Source organism: Affinirhizobium capsici (assembly GCF_977018625.1).
Genome location: NZ_CDRNXD010000004.1, coordinates 546118 through 559906, shown reverse-complemented (window position 1 = coordinate 559906; position 13789 = coordinate 546118). Strand labels below are relative to the sequence as shown.

General features: G+C 56.5%; 10 protein-coding genes and 1 pseudogene. 6 read left to right on the top strand and 5 right to left on the bottom strand.

Annotation, left to right across the window (positions count from 1 at the left end; all coding sequences use genetic code 11):
- Nucleotides 1-450 precede the first annotated feature (450 nt).
- Both AC0JZ1_RS06075 and ade read left to right on the top strand, forming a co-directional pair.
- A complete protein-coding gene (locus AC0JZ1_RS06075; protein ID WP_471881520.1) occupies nucleotides 451-1557 on the top strand; it encodes a branched-chain amino acid ABC transporter substrate-binding protein in 1107 nt (368 codons plus the stop codon).
- A gap of 105 nt (nucleotides 1558-1662) precedes the next feature.
- Nucleotides 1663-3360 carry an adenine deaminase gene (gene ade / locus AC0JZ1_RS06070; RefSeq protein WP_471881519.1) on the top strand — a complete coding sequence of 566 codons (1698 nt, stop codon included), beginning with the start codon at nucleotides 1663-1665 and terminating at the stop codon, nucleotides 3358-3360.
- 11 nt (nucleotides 3361-3371) lie between these two features.
- On the opposite strand, the gene AC0JZ1_RS06065 is transcribed toward ade, so the two are convergent.
- From AC0JZ1_RS06065 to AC0JZ1_RS06055, 3 genes and pseudogenes are all read right to left on the bottom strand, one after another.
- Complete coding sequence (locus AC0JZ1_RS06065; protein WP_471881518.1) at nucleotides 3372-5171, bottom strand: M23 family metallopeptidase; 1800 nt, start codon at nucleotides 5169-5171, stop codon at nucleotides 3372-3374.
- A 117-nt stretch (nucleotides 5172-5288) separates the two neighbouring features.
- Nucleotides 5289-5519, bottom strand: a pseudogene (locus AC0JZ1_RS06060) (Atu4866 domain-containing protein); the annotation flags it as partial.
- Nucleotides 5520-5544: 25 nt separating this feature from the next.
- Nucleotides 5545-5682, bottom strand: a complete 138-nt coding sequence (locus tag AC0JZ1_RS06055) for a hypothetical protein (RefSeq protein ID WP_471881517.1) — start codon at nucleotides 5680-5682, stop codon at nucleotides 5545-5547.
- Between the two features lie 216 nt (nucleotides 5683-5898).
- Between AC0JZ1_RS06055 and AC0JZ1_RS06050 the strand changes: the two genes are divergently transcribed.
- A complete protein-coding gene (locus AC0JZ1_RS06050) occupies nucleotides 5899-6816 on the top strand; it encodes an AraC family transcriptional regulator (RefSeq protein WP_471881516.1) in 918 nt (305 codons plus the stop codon).
- Between the two features lie 42 nt (nucleotides 6817-6858).
- Here the strand turns inward: AC0JZ1_RS06050 and bglA are convergent, their stop codons facing one another.
- On the bottom strand, nucleotides 6859-8508 hold the full coding sequence (gene bglA, locus AC0JZ1_RS06045) for a beta-galactosidase BglA (RefSeq protein WP_471881515.1): 1650 nt from the start codon (nucleotides 8506-8508) through the stop codon (nucleotides 6859-6861).
- A 204-nt stretch (nucleotides 8509-8712) separates the two neighbouring features.
- Between bglA and AC0JZ1_RS06040 the strand changes: the two genes are divergently transcribed.
- The 3 genes from AC0JZ1_RS06040 (at nucleotide 8713) to AC0JZ1_RS06030 (ending at nucleotide 12296) form a co-directional block, all read left to right on the top strand.
- Nucleotides 8713-9624: a sugar kinase gene (locus AC0JZ1_RS06040; protein WP_471881514.1), complete on the top strand. Its 912-nt coding sequence runs from the start codon at nucleotides 8713-8715 to the stop codon at nucleotides 9622-9624.
- Between the two features lie 111 nt (nucleotides 9625-9735).
- Nucleotides 9736-10782, top strand: coding sequence for a glycosyltransferase family 4 protein (locus tag AC0JZ1_RS06035; protein ID WP_471881513.1), 1047 nt, complete (start codon nucleotides 9736-9738; stop codon nucleotides 10780-10782).
- A 251-nt stretch (nucleotides 10783-11033) separates the two neighbouring features.
- The gene (locus AC0JZ1_RS06030) at nucleotides 11034-12296 is read left to right on the top strand and encodes an APC family permease (protein ID WP_471881512.1); all 1263 of its coding nucleotides are present in this window, start codon (nucleotides 11034-11036) and stop codon (nucleotides 12294-12296) included.
- A gap of 56 nt (nucleotides 12297-12352) precedes the next feature.
- Here AC0JZ1_RS06030 and der read toward each other — a convergent pair whose 3' ends face one another.
- Nucleotides 12353-13786 carry a ribosome biogenesis GTPase Der gene (gene der, locus AC0JZ1_RS06025; RefSeq protein WP_471881511.1) on the bottom strand — a complete coding sequence of 478 codons (1434 nt, stop codon included), beginning with the start codon at nucleotides 13784-13786 and terminating at the stop codon, nucleotides 12353-12355.
- Nucleotides 13787-13789 lie beyond the last annotated feature (3 nt).

Here is a 13789-nt window from a genome sequence, read left to right as displayed (position 1 = left end):
CGGATCTGCCGGGGAGCGGCTTTGATTGCAGCACAGTGACCCGGCTATCCATAGAAGAGCAGCGTTTGAACGACCGCAATAATTCCGGACCACGAGAGGTGAAACGGTGCAGTCGGGATGGCTTCAGCCTTGAATTTTCAGCACCACCGAACTGATCGCGCAACGCTCAAATTTTGATCATCAGCATTGCTTCAACTTACGAATAATGTCGAAACTTGCATTGCATTGCAGCAATTGCACAAATTTCGCTCTAAACGCGATATTTTCTTGCCTCGCAAGCTTCAACTTTCTAGAGAGAGATGCGCCCTGAAAGTCAAATATGGCTAAGGTCGCAGGACCGCGCTTCCAACTCATCTTGGCACAGGTAGACCCACGTTGAACCTGGAAATGGGACGGAAGAGAGCGGCAACAATAAGAGGGGGCAAGCACCCTGCCCAAGGAGAGAACAAGATGAAATTCAAAAGCCTTCTGAGCGCAACCACCGTGGCCTGCGTCCTGCTGGCACCTGTTGCCCACGCCGATGTCGTCATCGGCCTTATTGCTCCTGTCACCGGCCCCCTCGCTGCCTATGGCGCGCAGGTGAAAAACGGCGCGGAAACAGCGATTGCAGAAATCAACAAAGCTGGCGGCATCATGGGCGAGAAGGTTTCGCTGAAGGTGGCCGACGATGCCGGCGAACCGAAGCAGGGCGTATCCGCTGCAAACCAGATGGTGGGTGAAGGCGTCCATTTCGTCGTGGGTCCAGTCACCTCCGGCGTTGCCATGCCTGTTTCCGACGTACTGGCCGAAAACGGTATCGTTATGGTGACACCAACCGCCACCATGCCAGCTTTGACCGCACGCGAGCTTGCAACGATTTTGCGCACCTGCGGTCGTGATGACCAGCAGGCTGAAGTGGCTGCCGATTACGTGCTGAAGAACCTCAAGGACAAGCGCGTCGCCATCATCAACGACAAGGGTGCTTACGGTAAGGGCCTTGCTGATGCCTTCAAGGCTTCGCTCAACAAGGGCGGCGTGAAGGAAGTGGTCAACGAAGCCATCACGGCTGGCGACAAGGACTTCAGCGCGCTCACAACCCGCCTGAAGGCTGAGAAAGTCGATGTGATCTATTTCGGAGGCTACCACCCGGAAGCAGGCCTTCTGGCTCGCCAATTGTCTGATCTCGGCGTGAAGCCACAGATCATCGGCGGTGACGGCCTGTCCAACACCGAACTGTGGACCATCGGCACCAAGGCTGTTGAAGGCACGCTGTACACCAATGCCGCTGACGCCACGAAGAGCCCGAATGCAAAGGCTGCCGCTGCTGCACTCGCTGCACGCAATGTTCCGGCTGAAGCCTTTACGCTCAACGCCTATGCAGCCGTTGAAGTGATCAAGGCTGGCATCGAAAAGGCAAAATCCAAGGATGACGGAGCTGCCGTTGCCAAGGCTCTGAAGACCGGCGATAAAATCACCACCGCCATCGGCGACCTGACCTATGGTGCAAATGGCGACCTGACTTCGCAGACATTTGAAATGTTCAAGTGGCAGGACGGAAAGAGCGTCGCCGCTCAGTAATAATCTCCATGCGGGCGGCAGGACTGCCGCCCGTTTCCCTACGCATTGATCCGCATGGGCAATTGCGTCTATTGATGTAAGCTCTGTACATTATCAGGAGCTTTCATGACCAGCCGCCTTGGAAACGCTATCGATCAAGGGTGCGGGCGAAAGCCTGCCGATATAGTCCTCAAGGGCGGATACTTCTTCGATCTTGTTACCGGCGAGCTCATTGCCTCCGATATTGCGCTCTGCGGCGACCGGATTGTTGGCACATGCGAGGCCTATCAAGGTGCCGAAGAGATTGACATTACCGGGCAGATTGTCGTTCCCGGCTTCATTGATACCCATCTCCATATCGAAAGCTCGCTGGTTACGCCGCACGAGTTCGACCGCTGCGTACTGCCCTATGGCGTGACCACCGTCATTTGTGATCCACACGAAATCGCCAATGTCATCGGCACAGAGGGCATCCAGTTCTTTCTGGATTCGGCGCTGGAAACCATCATGGATGTCCGCGTGCAGCTTTCCTCGTGCGTGCCTGCAACGCATCTGGAAACCGCGGGTGCTGACCTGCCCATTGAACGCCTGCTGCCGTTCCGCAACCATCCTAAGGTGATTGGGCTTGCGGAATTCATGAACTTTCCGGGGGTCATTCACAAAGACCCGATCTGCATGGCAAAGCTGGAAGCTTTCGAAGGCCAGCATATCGATGGCCATGCACCGCTTCTCTCCGGTCATGGGCTGAACGGCTACCTCTCCGCTGGCATCCGCACGGAGCACGAATGCACCACTGCCGAAGAGGCGATGGAGAAAATTCGCAAAGGCATGCATATTCTGGTGCGGGAAGGCTCAGTTTCCAAGGATCTGCACGCCTTGATGCCGATCATCACCGAGCGCCTGTCGCCCTACCTCGCCCTTTGCACGGATGATCGAAACCCGCTGGATATTGCCGAGGAAGGCCATCTGGATTTCATCATTCGCACAGCCATTGCCCATGGCGTGGAACCGCTTGCGGTCTATCGCGCCGCCTCCATTTCAGCAGCCCGTGCCTTTGGCCTGCGGGATCGCGGCCTGATTGCTCCGGGCTGGCGGGCGGATATGGTCGTGATTGACAGCCTGGAAAACTGCAAGGCGCAGATGGTGTTCTCGGCCGGCCGTCGCGTCACCGATGCCTTGTTTGCCACCCGCAAAACGGTGGAGCCCGTAGGCCTGGATAGCGTTAAGGCAAGAACCGTCAAGGCTGCCGATTTCGCCACACCTGCACGCCAGGAAGAGCAGCCGGTGATTGGCGTTCTACCGGGCAAGATCATTACGGAGCATCGCCGCTATCGCCTGCCCTCCTCAGGCAATAACAGCACGGTCGATCTCGCCAATGATATCATCCGCGTGGCCGTGATTGAGCGGCACGGCAAGAATGGCAACCACGCTAACGGGTTCGTGCAGGGCTTTGGCCTGAAGAAGGGCGCCATTGCCTCCACTGTCGGCCATGATAGCCACAATATCTGCGTGGTCGGCGTATCCGAGGAAGACATGGCATTTGCCGCCAACCGGCTTTCCGAAATCCGCGGCGGTTTCGTCGTGGTGGAGGACGGAAAAGTCATGGGCGAAATCGCGCTGCCCATTGCTGGCCTGATGAGCTTGGAACCTTATGAGCGGGTACGTGACATTCTGTACGATCTGCGCAAGGCAGCCTACGCACTGGGCACGACATTGACGGAACCTTTCTTACAGGTTGCGTTCCTTCCCCTGCCCGTCATTCCACATTTGAAGATTTCCGATAAGGGAATGGTGGATGTCGACCGCTTTCAACTCATTGAGTGATCGCCCACGCGTCACTCACCCTTTGTACCGCTGCCGGGAATGAGAAGATCGCTGGCGCGGTGCGCCACCGAGGAGGCCGTATCCTTCATCCGCTCGGCAATGGTTTCAACGCGGCTGACCTGCTGGTGAAACTCCTCAAGGGCACGGCCTTTCAGGGTCGTGCCCGCAGGCATTTGCGCCTTGGTTGGGTCTTCATAGCTATCGCCAACCTTCAGCTCATAATAGAGATGCGGACCTGTCGAATAGCCAGTGGAGCCCACATAGGCGATCAACTGCCCCTGGGCCACACGGTCGCCAACTTTGAGGTCTTTCGAAGTTCCTTCAATATGCGCATAGGTGGTCGTGTAGCCGCCCTCGTGCTGGATGCGCACGTACTTGCCGTAGCCGATCTCAGAAGAAATTTTGACGACAACGCCATCACCTGCGGCCAGGATGGGAGAACCCATCGGCGCACGGTAATCCACGCCATTGTGGAACTTGCGGGTTCTGAGAATGGGGTGCACGCGCCAGCCGAACCCGTCACCCAACTGTCCGGCTGCCACTGGCTTATGCATCAGCGTCTTTGAAACCGAGCGACCGGCTTCATCAAAGAATTCCGCTTTGCCACTGCTTGAGACGTAGCGATAGAAACGGCGATCCTTGCGGCCGTTCTTCAAGGTCACGCAGACCAGTTGCTGTTCGCCACTCTCGCTCTTGCGCAACACGAGATTGATCTGCGGCAGAGCATCCTTGTCACTCCAATGAATTCCGTTGGCACGCAGAAGCTCCACCACCTGCAGCATGATCTGTGATGGCACCTTGCTTTTTGCGAGATGCTCCAGAAGTTTTGGATAGTCCTTGGCAGCACTTTTCAGGGCATTGGCTTCACGCGGATGCGGATCGCCGCCTTCAGCCTGTATCTCCTGTTGTTCAGCAACCAGAGCCTCCCTGACCATGCGGTCGTAAGGCGCTCTGTCGCTAATTTCCTGAAAACGACCGTCATCGCGCCGCGCCAGAATACGCTCCCGATGGTTTTTGCCCAAATGACGGGCAAAAACGATCTGCGTTTTGTCCGGGTCCTGGGGGTGCGGCCCGAGCAGAATGTCCAGCTCCTCGCCGTTCTTGACGCTTCCCGAGCCTAGACCGGCTGCGAGATTGGCCAGGTCTTCCCGAGGCACATCCACCGTGCCTTCAATGTCACCCAATGCTTCCTCATGAACGGGAAGGCTGACAAGGCGACGGATGCGCGATGCCACCGGCTGCGGCGTCGCTATGCTCACATTGTCTGCGAGATTGGAAATGCCGGAGGTTTGCGACGATGGCTCAGCATAGGCCAAAGACGTCCCGGAAGCGGAGCGCTTTGCCCGCATAACGTCCTTTACGATCAGATCAAAAGGATCTTCATGATTGGCGCCAGCGCTTGCCTGATAAGCCACGCTTGTGGTCGGGGAGTGCTTCTCTTCAGCGCCAAGATCGAGCGAAATGTCGAAATAGGAAGATTGGGCAAGTGACCCATCGCCCATGCGCTCCAGAAGATCAAGCTTTGGCGCTGAAGCCAGTTGCGGCATCCAGACCCGCGCCTTCTTGGGCGTACGAATGCTCAAACGACGCATCCGCGTCAGAGTACTCGTCTTTGTAGAAGAAGGAATAGTGGCTGCAGCCGGGTTCTGATCGTCGGCCATGCTTGGCGAAGCAAGGCAAGCCAAAGCAAGGAAAGCGATAGAAGCGCGCCAGCGTGATGCAGATAGTGTTGGGAAGGAACGGAGGGAGCTGTTTGAAGCTTCCAGGCACTCGTCTGCGCGTCCAAGCGACACGCTGGGCGTTTCTGCCATCCGTTCTTCACTCCGTCCCGCTAAAACTGGACGCAGAGGTGCGGACGTTCCATGGCAAAAATGTGTCAGCCCGCGCAATGACCACAGTTTTGCGCGGGCTTTACAGTCTAGGCGTTGTCAGTCGCGATGCAGCACCATCCCTGCGTGGTAAAGCGTATCGTTGCGGAACTCGCCATCCGCCGCAAATCCAGTGTCATCGCGATAGGTGATTCGGTTGCCTTCCAGCCAATAGCGCCCTTCATAGGCGCGCTCCCGAGTGCCGCGTGCTTCCACATATCGGCCATTGGCGAGCAACTGATGGCGAATGTGACCATCCTCGGTCATCCAGAGACCGACAAAGGGATTGGACATAATGTTTGCTCCTGGAAAATAGTCAGCCGTTCATGAACCGGCGACGCAGATCTTCATCTTGCCGACGTTCGACGGTTTTGCGGTAGCGGATCGCAATGGTCTCGATCCTTGACTGGATCTGCCTGATGATGCGGTTCACATAATGCTGGAAATGGCGCATTTCCGTCTCCTTTCCATGAAGTATTCAGCTGGCTTGTTGTTGCAGGGTCTATATGCCAGCCAACGGCGCTAGAGCGGTAGAAAGATCGCCCGAAGACATTGCACAAAAATCCGAGCTTTCGGTTTTTGTGCTAGCCGCGCTTTTAAAGACATTCTATATGAATGATCAACGCGGTACCAAAACCGCTGCAAAACAGGGCATTCTGTAGGGATTGAAATGGATAGACTTCAGGAACTCACAGACATCATTGCACGACACACCGAAGAAGACGGGATTTCTGCAACCCGAATTCCACGCCTTAGCCTTGTGCGCATGTCCAAACGCACGGAGCCGATGCAAGGCGTTCAACAGCCCTCGCTTTGCCTGATCGCTCAGGGCGTAAAGCAAGTGCTTCTGGCCGACGAAATGTTCGAATACGGTCCTGCCCGTCACCTGATCGCATCTGCCGATCTGCCCATTACAGGCCAGGTCATTCAGGCAAGCGCTGATGAACCCTATCTTAGCTTGAAGCTTGATCTCGATTTGAGTGCGCTGGGCTCGATGTTGATTGAAATGCCGCCGCCAGCGGCGGGCTTCGGCATTGCAAAGACCTGCGGCAAGGCGCTGTGCCTGAGCCGCACTGATCCGCATCTGCTGGAGGCAGCCGTGCGCCTTGTCCGGCTGCTCGATACGCCGGAAGACATACCTTTCCTCGCGCCTTTGGCGGAAAAGGAACTGCTATACCGCTTGATGCGCGGCGATCAGGCGCAGAAGCTCCAACGCATGTTGATGCCGGAAAGCAGGCTGCAACAGGTGAACCGAGCCATTGCCTGGATTCGCCAAAATTACGACAAGCCCTTCAGCGTGGACCGTGTGGCACAAGAAGCCCGGATGAGCTCTTCGTCCCTGCACGAACATTTCCGCGAAGTGACAGCCATGAGCCCGCTGCAATACCAAAAGCAGCTTCGGCTTCAGGAGGCCCGTCGGCTTATCATGTCCGAAGCTTTGGATGCCGCCAGCGCTGCTCATCGCGTGGGCTATGACAGCCCATCACAGTTCAGCCGCGAGTATCGCCGCCTGTTCGGCGCGCCACCCATTCAGGATATCTCGCGCCTGAAGGCAGAACCGACCCGCTACGCACCTGCTTCAGCGTAACGCGTAAAATCTCCCCGCCCGAACGAGCGGGGAGATTGAGGGTCAGATCTTCGCGCAGAAAGCATCCAGGGCCTTCAAATGCACCACCTTGTCCTGAACATCGGCGTCAAAGCCCGGCATGGAAACCGGCGTGATTTGGCCGAATGATGCAGGTGGAAGGAAATCCTGCGCTTCGCGGGTCAGGTTGAAAACGAAAAGAAGCCGCTCATCGCCCTTTTCCCGCACAAAGGCCAGAATATCTGCCTGTGTATCGAGGAAAGTCAGATCGCCATCAAAAAGCACCGCATGACTGCGACGGAACTCAAGCGTCTTGCGGTAATGATTAAGCACCGAAGCCTGGTCCGCCTCTTGTGCATCCACGGCCAGCGTCACATGCTCCGTCGGAACGGGCAGCCAAGTCTTGGACCCTTGCGAAAACCCGCCATGGGCCGCCTTTGAATCCCAAACCATTGGTGTTCTGCATCCGTCACGTCCCTTGAAGGCTGGCCAGAAGCGGATGCCATAGGGATCACGCAAGTCCTCGAAAGCAAGCTCCGCTTCCGGCAGGCCAAGTTCCTCGCCCTGATAGAGACAAATGGAACCGCGCAAACTGGCAAGAACGCTGATCGCCAGTTTCGCAACACGCTCCCTTTCGTCCGGCGTTTCAATAAAGCGGCTCACATGGCGCTGCACATCGTGGTTGGAAAAAGCCCAGCAGACCCACCCATTCGTCACGATCTCCTGGCACTTGGACACCACCTTGCGGATATGATCGGCTGTAAACTTCGGGCTCAGGAGGTCGAAGGTATAGCACATGTGCAGCTTGTCATTGCCGCTGGTATAGATGGAAAGCGTCGTCAGCGAACGATCGCCATCCCCCACCTCGCCCACCGTCGTTCGGCAATCATACTGATCCAGCAAGGAGCGCAGCTTCTTCAGGAACTCGATATTCTCTGGCTGGCTCTTGTCGTAGAGATGGTTTTGCATCGAATAGGGGTTGGTATCTGTCTCAAGCCCCGTCGAATCCGCGTCATAGACCATGGGCGGGTTGTTGCGCAGTTCCTTGTCGTGGAAATAGTAGTTGACCGTATCCAGACGGAAACCGTGGACGCCACGCTCTAGCCAGAACTTCACGGTGCCAAGCATGGCTTCCTGAACCTGCGGATTGTGGAAATTCAAATCCGGCTGCGAGGTCAGGAAGTTGTGCTGGTAATATTGCTTGCGCACGCCATCCCATTCCCAGCCAGGGCCGCCGAAAATGGAAAGCCAATTATTGGGTGCCGTGCCATCCGGCTTGGGATCTGCCCAGACATACCAGTCAGAGCGCGGGTTGGTGCGGCTTGCCCGGCTCTCGATAAACCATGGATGCTGATCGGAGGTATGGGAAATCACCTGATCAATGATGACCTTCAGACCAAGCCGTTCGCACTCCACCATCATTTCATCGAAATCAGAGAGCGTACCGAACATGGGATCGACATTGCAGTAATCCGAAACATCGTAGCCCATGTCTGCCATGGGCGATGTGAAGAAGGGCGAAAGCCAGATCGCATCCACGCCGAGCGACGCTATATAGGGCAGCCTTTGGGTAATACCCTTGATATCGCCGATGCCATCGCCAGTCGTATCCTGAAATGAACGGGGATAGACCTGATAAATGACCGCGCCGCGCCACCAGTTGGGATCGCCTTTTGCTGCAGTAAGCGTCGTCATGCGTGCTCTTCTCCTTCAATCGTTTCAGTCCGAATCTGAAACTAGACACTCAGCATGAAAAGACAAAGGCAAAGCGCCACTTCTTTGTTTCCATCACTCGATTGGCATGAAAGCAACTGCTGATGACTTGCCATTCGATGGTCTTCCGGCCTAACTCCGCGTGGGCGGGATATCTGAGTTCATCAAGAAGGGCGGAGACGGGATATGGCAAAGCGGGTTCTTTCAATCGGCGAATGCATGGTGGAACTGGCACAGGCAGGCCAAGGCCTTCTGCGCAAGGGCTTCGCCGGCGATACGCTGAACACGGCCTGGTATCTTCGCGCCTGCCTGCCGCAGGATTGGCAGGTGGATTACTTCACCGCCCTTGGAGACGATCCGCTTTCCGAGGAAATGCTTGGCTTTCTGGAGAAAGCCAACATCGGAACCCAGTCAATTCGTCGTGTGGCAGGCAAGACGCCGGGGCTTTACCTCATTTCTCTAAAAGACGGGGAACGCACCTTCAGCTATTGGCGGGATAACTCTGCGGCACGCGAGCTTGCCGATGATGCCGATCATCTTCGTGCCGCGATCGAGGCCGCGGATGTTCTCTATTTTTCCGGCATTACACTTGCAATCTTGACCCCTCACGCTGCCGATACACTGCTTGCCGAATTGCGGCGTGCGCGCGCCTCCGGCAAGCCGGTGATCTTCGACCCTAATATTCGCCCGCGCCTGTGGGCTGATAAACTGCGCATGCTGCAGACCATTACGGAAGGTGCACGCGCAGCCACCATTGTTCTTCCAAGCTTCGACGATGAGCAGACGCATTTTTCCGATGCCAATGTGGCTGAAACCATTGAACGCTATCTCGCGGCGGGCGTGGAGCAGGTCGTGGTGAAGAATGGCGCACAGGGAGCAACCGTGGCGGAAGGCACTCAAACCATTTTCGTACCATCTGTCCCGCCGGAAAAGCTGGTGGATACGACAAGCGCGGGTGACAGTTTCAATGGTGGATTCATCGCAAGGCTTTTGACTGGCGCTTCGCCAGCAGAAGCAGCGGCCCACGGGGCAGCGGTTGCCTCCGTGGTGATTGCTCATCATGGCGCTTTGATCGAGCATGAACTGCTGCCGCGCTGAGGCCGCGAACTGACATGACGCTGTAACAAATGACGCGGATAGAAGGCTCACCAGACCGCATGGCGGGGTGAGTCTCCACTTCGTCCAGCCCAGGATCGGAAGGTTCGCGTCATGACCAAGATCACCATCGTTACAGATGCCTGGTACCCGCAAATCAACGGCGTCGTGCGCTCCATTGAAAACACCAACCGAGAGCTGGAACGCCTGGGCGTGGAAGTTTCCATGATCACGCCGCAGGATTTTGCGAGCGTGCCCTGCCCTACTTACCCGGAAATACGTCTCTCGGTGGCGAGCTATACCGCTGTAGCGCGCGCAATCGAAAAGTTTGGCCCGTCTTCCGTGCATATTGCGACCGAAGGGCCGCTGGGGCTGCTTGCTCGCCGCTGGTGCCTGAAAAACAAGGTTTCCTTTTCCACGAGCTATCACACGCGCTTTCCTGAATATGTGGCAGCGCGCTTCCCCATTCCCATCCGATGGCTGCGAGCCTTCGTGCGCTGGTTCCACAATGCGGGCAATGGCTGCATGGTCGCGACCGCCAGCCTGGAACGGGAATTGTCGAAGCTCGGCCTGCGCAATCTGCTGCGCTGGAGCCGGGGCATAGATCAATCTCAGTTCCGCCCGCAACCGTTGGAAGCTGAGCCCTTTGGCCTCAAGCGCCCCATCTTCATGACTGTCAGCCGCCTTGCGGTGGAGAAAAACCTGCCTGCCTTTCTAGGTCTTGATCTACCCGGAACCAAAGTTGTTGTGGGCGATGGACCAGAACGCGCCAATTTGCAGCGGCAGTTTCCAGATGTGCATTTCCTCGGCATGAGAACGGGGGAAGAACTGGCCCATGCCTATGCCCAGGCAGACGTCTTCGTGTTTCCCTCGATCACGGATACTTTTGGAAATACAATTCTTGAAGCACTGGCGTGCGGCGTGCCGGTTGCCGCCTATCCGGTAACCGGCCCTATTGATATCATCGAGGAAGGCAGTGGTGCTGGAGCACTGAACACCGATCTTCAACAGGCATGCCTGAGCGCCCTTGCCTGCTCACGGGAGAATGCAAGGCGGCTTGCAGAGCAATATTCCTGGACGTCTGCAACAAAACAATTTTTGGACAATGTAATGACAGCCCGCAGTAAAAGACCACCTTCACTGCCTTCTCCAAGCGTGTGAGTAACCGTCTTCAGAGAATTTGATCCTGGTGCGAGTAATACTGAAGCAGCCTCATTTTCGCGCTCAGGTAGTGCTGACGCGATTTTCTTCCGCTTATGTTTGACGTATGGTCCCGCCAGTTTCAACAGCCAAGGCTGGCGAAGCGCCGAGGATATTGAGGCCAATCCTGATGCCAGCAGCGAGAGCCATGGCCAGAATTCGCTAACATTTCGGTCGCTTATCCTGACTTGCCAGCACACCGGACGCGCTTCATGGCTCTATCGAAATCGCTCACCACATTGCGCGGCGCTGGATTGATGCTCAATATCGTCATCGGTGCAGGCCTTTTGGCTTTACCGGGCATGGTTGTGGAAGTTGCGGGACATCAGGCTCTTTGGGCATGGGCGCTTTGCGCCATTGTGGCGGCGCCACTGCTGCTGGTCTTCGTTCTCATGGGAGTGCGCTTTCCCAACGCCGGCGGCATTTCCCATTTTGCGCAACAAGCGTTCGGGCGAAGCGCCTATGCCATCGCCTCGATGATTTTCCTGGGTGCGGTGGTGTTCGGCCTGCCCGCAATCGCCTTGACCGGTGGTCACTATCTGGCGGAAGCCTTCGGTGGCAAGCCTTCAGCCTATGCCTTCGCGCTCATCATTGCTGCCGCGGGATCGCACTTGCTGTCTACGGAAATTGCAGCGCGTGTTTCCACCGCCATTGCCTCCATTGTTCTTGTCAGCCTTTTGGCATTGGTCGTTATCGGCCTATCGGTGGTAGATTGGACGGGCAGTACGCCACAGATCACGCCGCTGGCTGACATCCACTTGGATGTGGTCTTTGCGCCTTTCATGATGATCTTTTTTGCCTTTACCGGCTGGGAACTGGCAGCTGGTCTTTCTGAAGAGTTTCGCAACCCGGAACGTGACTTCCCGCGCGCCATGTTCCTCTCTTTCATCGCTGCCTGTCTGATCTACTTCTGCATGGCATTCGTTGCGCAGAGTGTGCCGATTTCAGGTTCCTTCAAGGCTGCCTTTTCCTCTATCCTCACTTTGGCAGTGGGAGAAAAAGGCCGCATCATGATGGGTTTGCTCGCTGGATTGATTATCTACGCCAACCTTATGGGTGCAATCTGGGCTGTTTCACGCATGGTCTATGCGCTTAGCCGTGAGGGCTTGTTGCCTGTAAGGCTGGAAACAACGGCCACCGGCACGCCACTTACCTCAGTCCTGCTCGTCACTCTGGCGCTTCTTGTTGTGCTTGCCTCTGATTACCTTGGTCTTGTGGAAATCTCACACATGCTCGAGCTTGCAGGGCAAAACTTCCTGCTGCTTTACGGCCTGAGCGGGCTTGCACTGCTCAAGCTCTCGAACCGCCTGTTCGACCGGTTGGCCGCAGGTCTGACGGTCGCCATCGTTATCACGTTAATGCTGCTACAGGGAACATCTGTGCTTTATCCGGTTTGCCTTTCGGCTCTCGGCGTAATCCTCGCGCGAATGAGCGCAAGGGGATGCACTCCACGCCAGCCCGCAACGGCTGGCTAAATGGATGAAAAGGCCGGCGAGAAACTCGCCAGCCTGAATAGAACGGAAAGTCAGAATTAGCGCTTCTTGCGCCGGTTCTCGTATGGATTTTCCGCTGCCTTGAAGTGAATGCGAATGGGCACACCGGGCATCTGGAAATCGGCACGCAAGCCATTGATCAGATAGCGTACGTATGATTCAGGCAGCGCATCAGAGCGCGTGCAGGAAATCATGAAGGCGGGCGGACGAGCTTTCACCTGCGTCATATATTTCAGGCGAATACGACGACCAGAAACAGCCGGTGGCGGATGCTGGATCTGCTGGCTCTCCAGCCATCTGTTGAGCTTGGCGGTGGAGATGCGCTTGTTCCATACCTTGTCAGTCTCAATGATGTTCTGCATCAACTTGTCGAGGCCGTAGCCTGTCTGACCGGAAATCGGAACAGCACGGATACCGCGGGCCTGCGGCAAAAGCCGCTCGGTCTTCTCGCGAAGATCGGCCAGAACTTCCTGCGGGTATTCGACCAGATCCCATTTGTTGAAGGCGAGAACCGCAGCACGGCCTTCCCGCAGCACCAAATCGACAATCTGCAAATCCTGTTTTTCGAACGGAATGGTCGCGTCAAACACGATCACCACGGTTTCGGCAAAGCGGATGGCACGCAGCGCATCGGCGACAGAAAGCTTTTCCAGCTTTTCCTGCACGCGGGCCTTGCGGCGCATACCAGCCGTATCGAACATCTTGATCGTGCGGTCGCGCCAATCCCATTCCACGGAAATAGAATCGCGGGTGATGCCTGCTTCTGGGCCGGTCAGCAGACGATCTTCACCCAGAAAGCGGTTGATCAGTGTAGACTTGCCAGCATTCGGACGGCCAACGATGGCGACGCGCAGTGGCTTCGTCTCATCGTAAACCGGCTCAAGGTCTTCGTCTTCGTCCCCGCCTTCATTGAAGGTCGGCGCAAGGTCGATATCGGTAACCGCTTCTTCATCCTCGTCGTCGCCAAAGGCCTTTTCAGGACCGAGCGTTTCCACGATGGCATCACGAAGATCGATCATGCCCTGCCCATGCTCGGCAGAAATGGGCACGGGTTCACCCAGCCCAAGCGTATAGGCATCATAGAACCCGCTGTCAGAACCACGCGCTTCGGATTTGTTGGCAACAAGAACCACCGGCTTGCCGCGACGGCGCAGCATCTCGCCCAGCGTCTTATCAAGCGGCGTCAGCCCCATCTTCGCGTCAACCACGAAGAGAGACAGGTCCGCCTCATCGATCGCAGCCTCAGTTTGCGCGCGCATGCGGCCTTCAAGCGTATCGGCACCCGCCTCTTCTAGACCCGCCGTATCGATGATGCGAAACCGCAGGTCGACAAGTTTGGCATCGCCTGGACGGCGATCACGCGTCACGCCTGGCGTGTCATCGACAAGCGCCAACTTCTTGCCAACCAAACGGTTGAACAGCGTGGATTTTCCAACATTGGGACGCCCGACGATGGCGACAGTAAAGCTCATAGC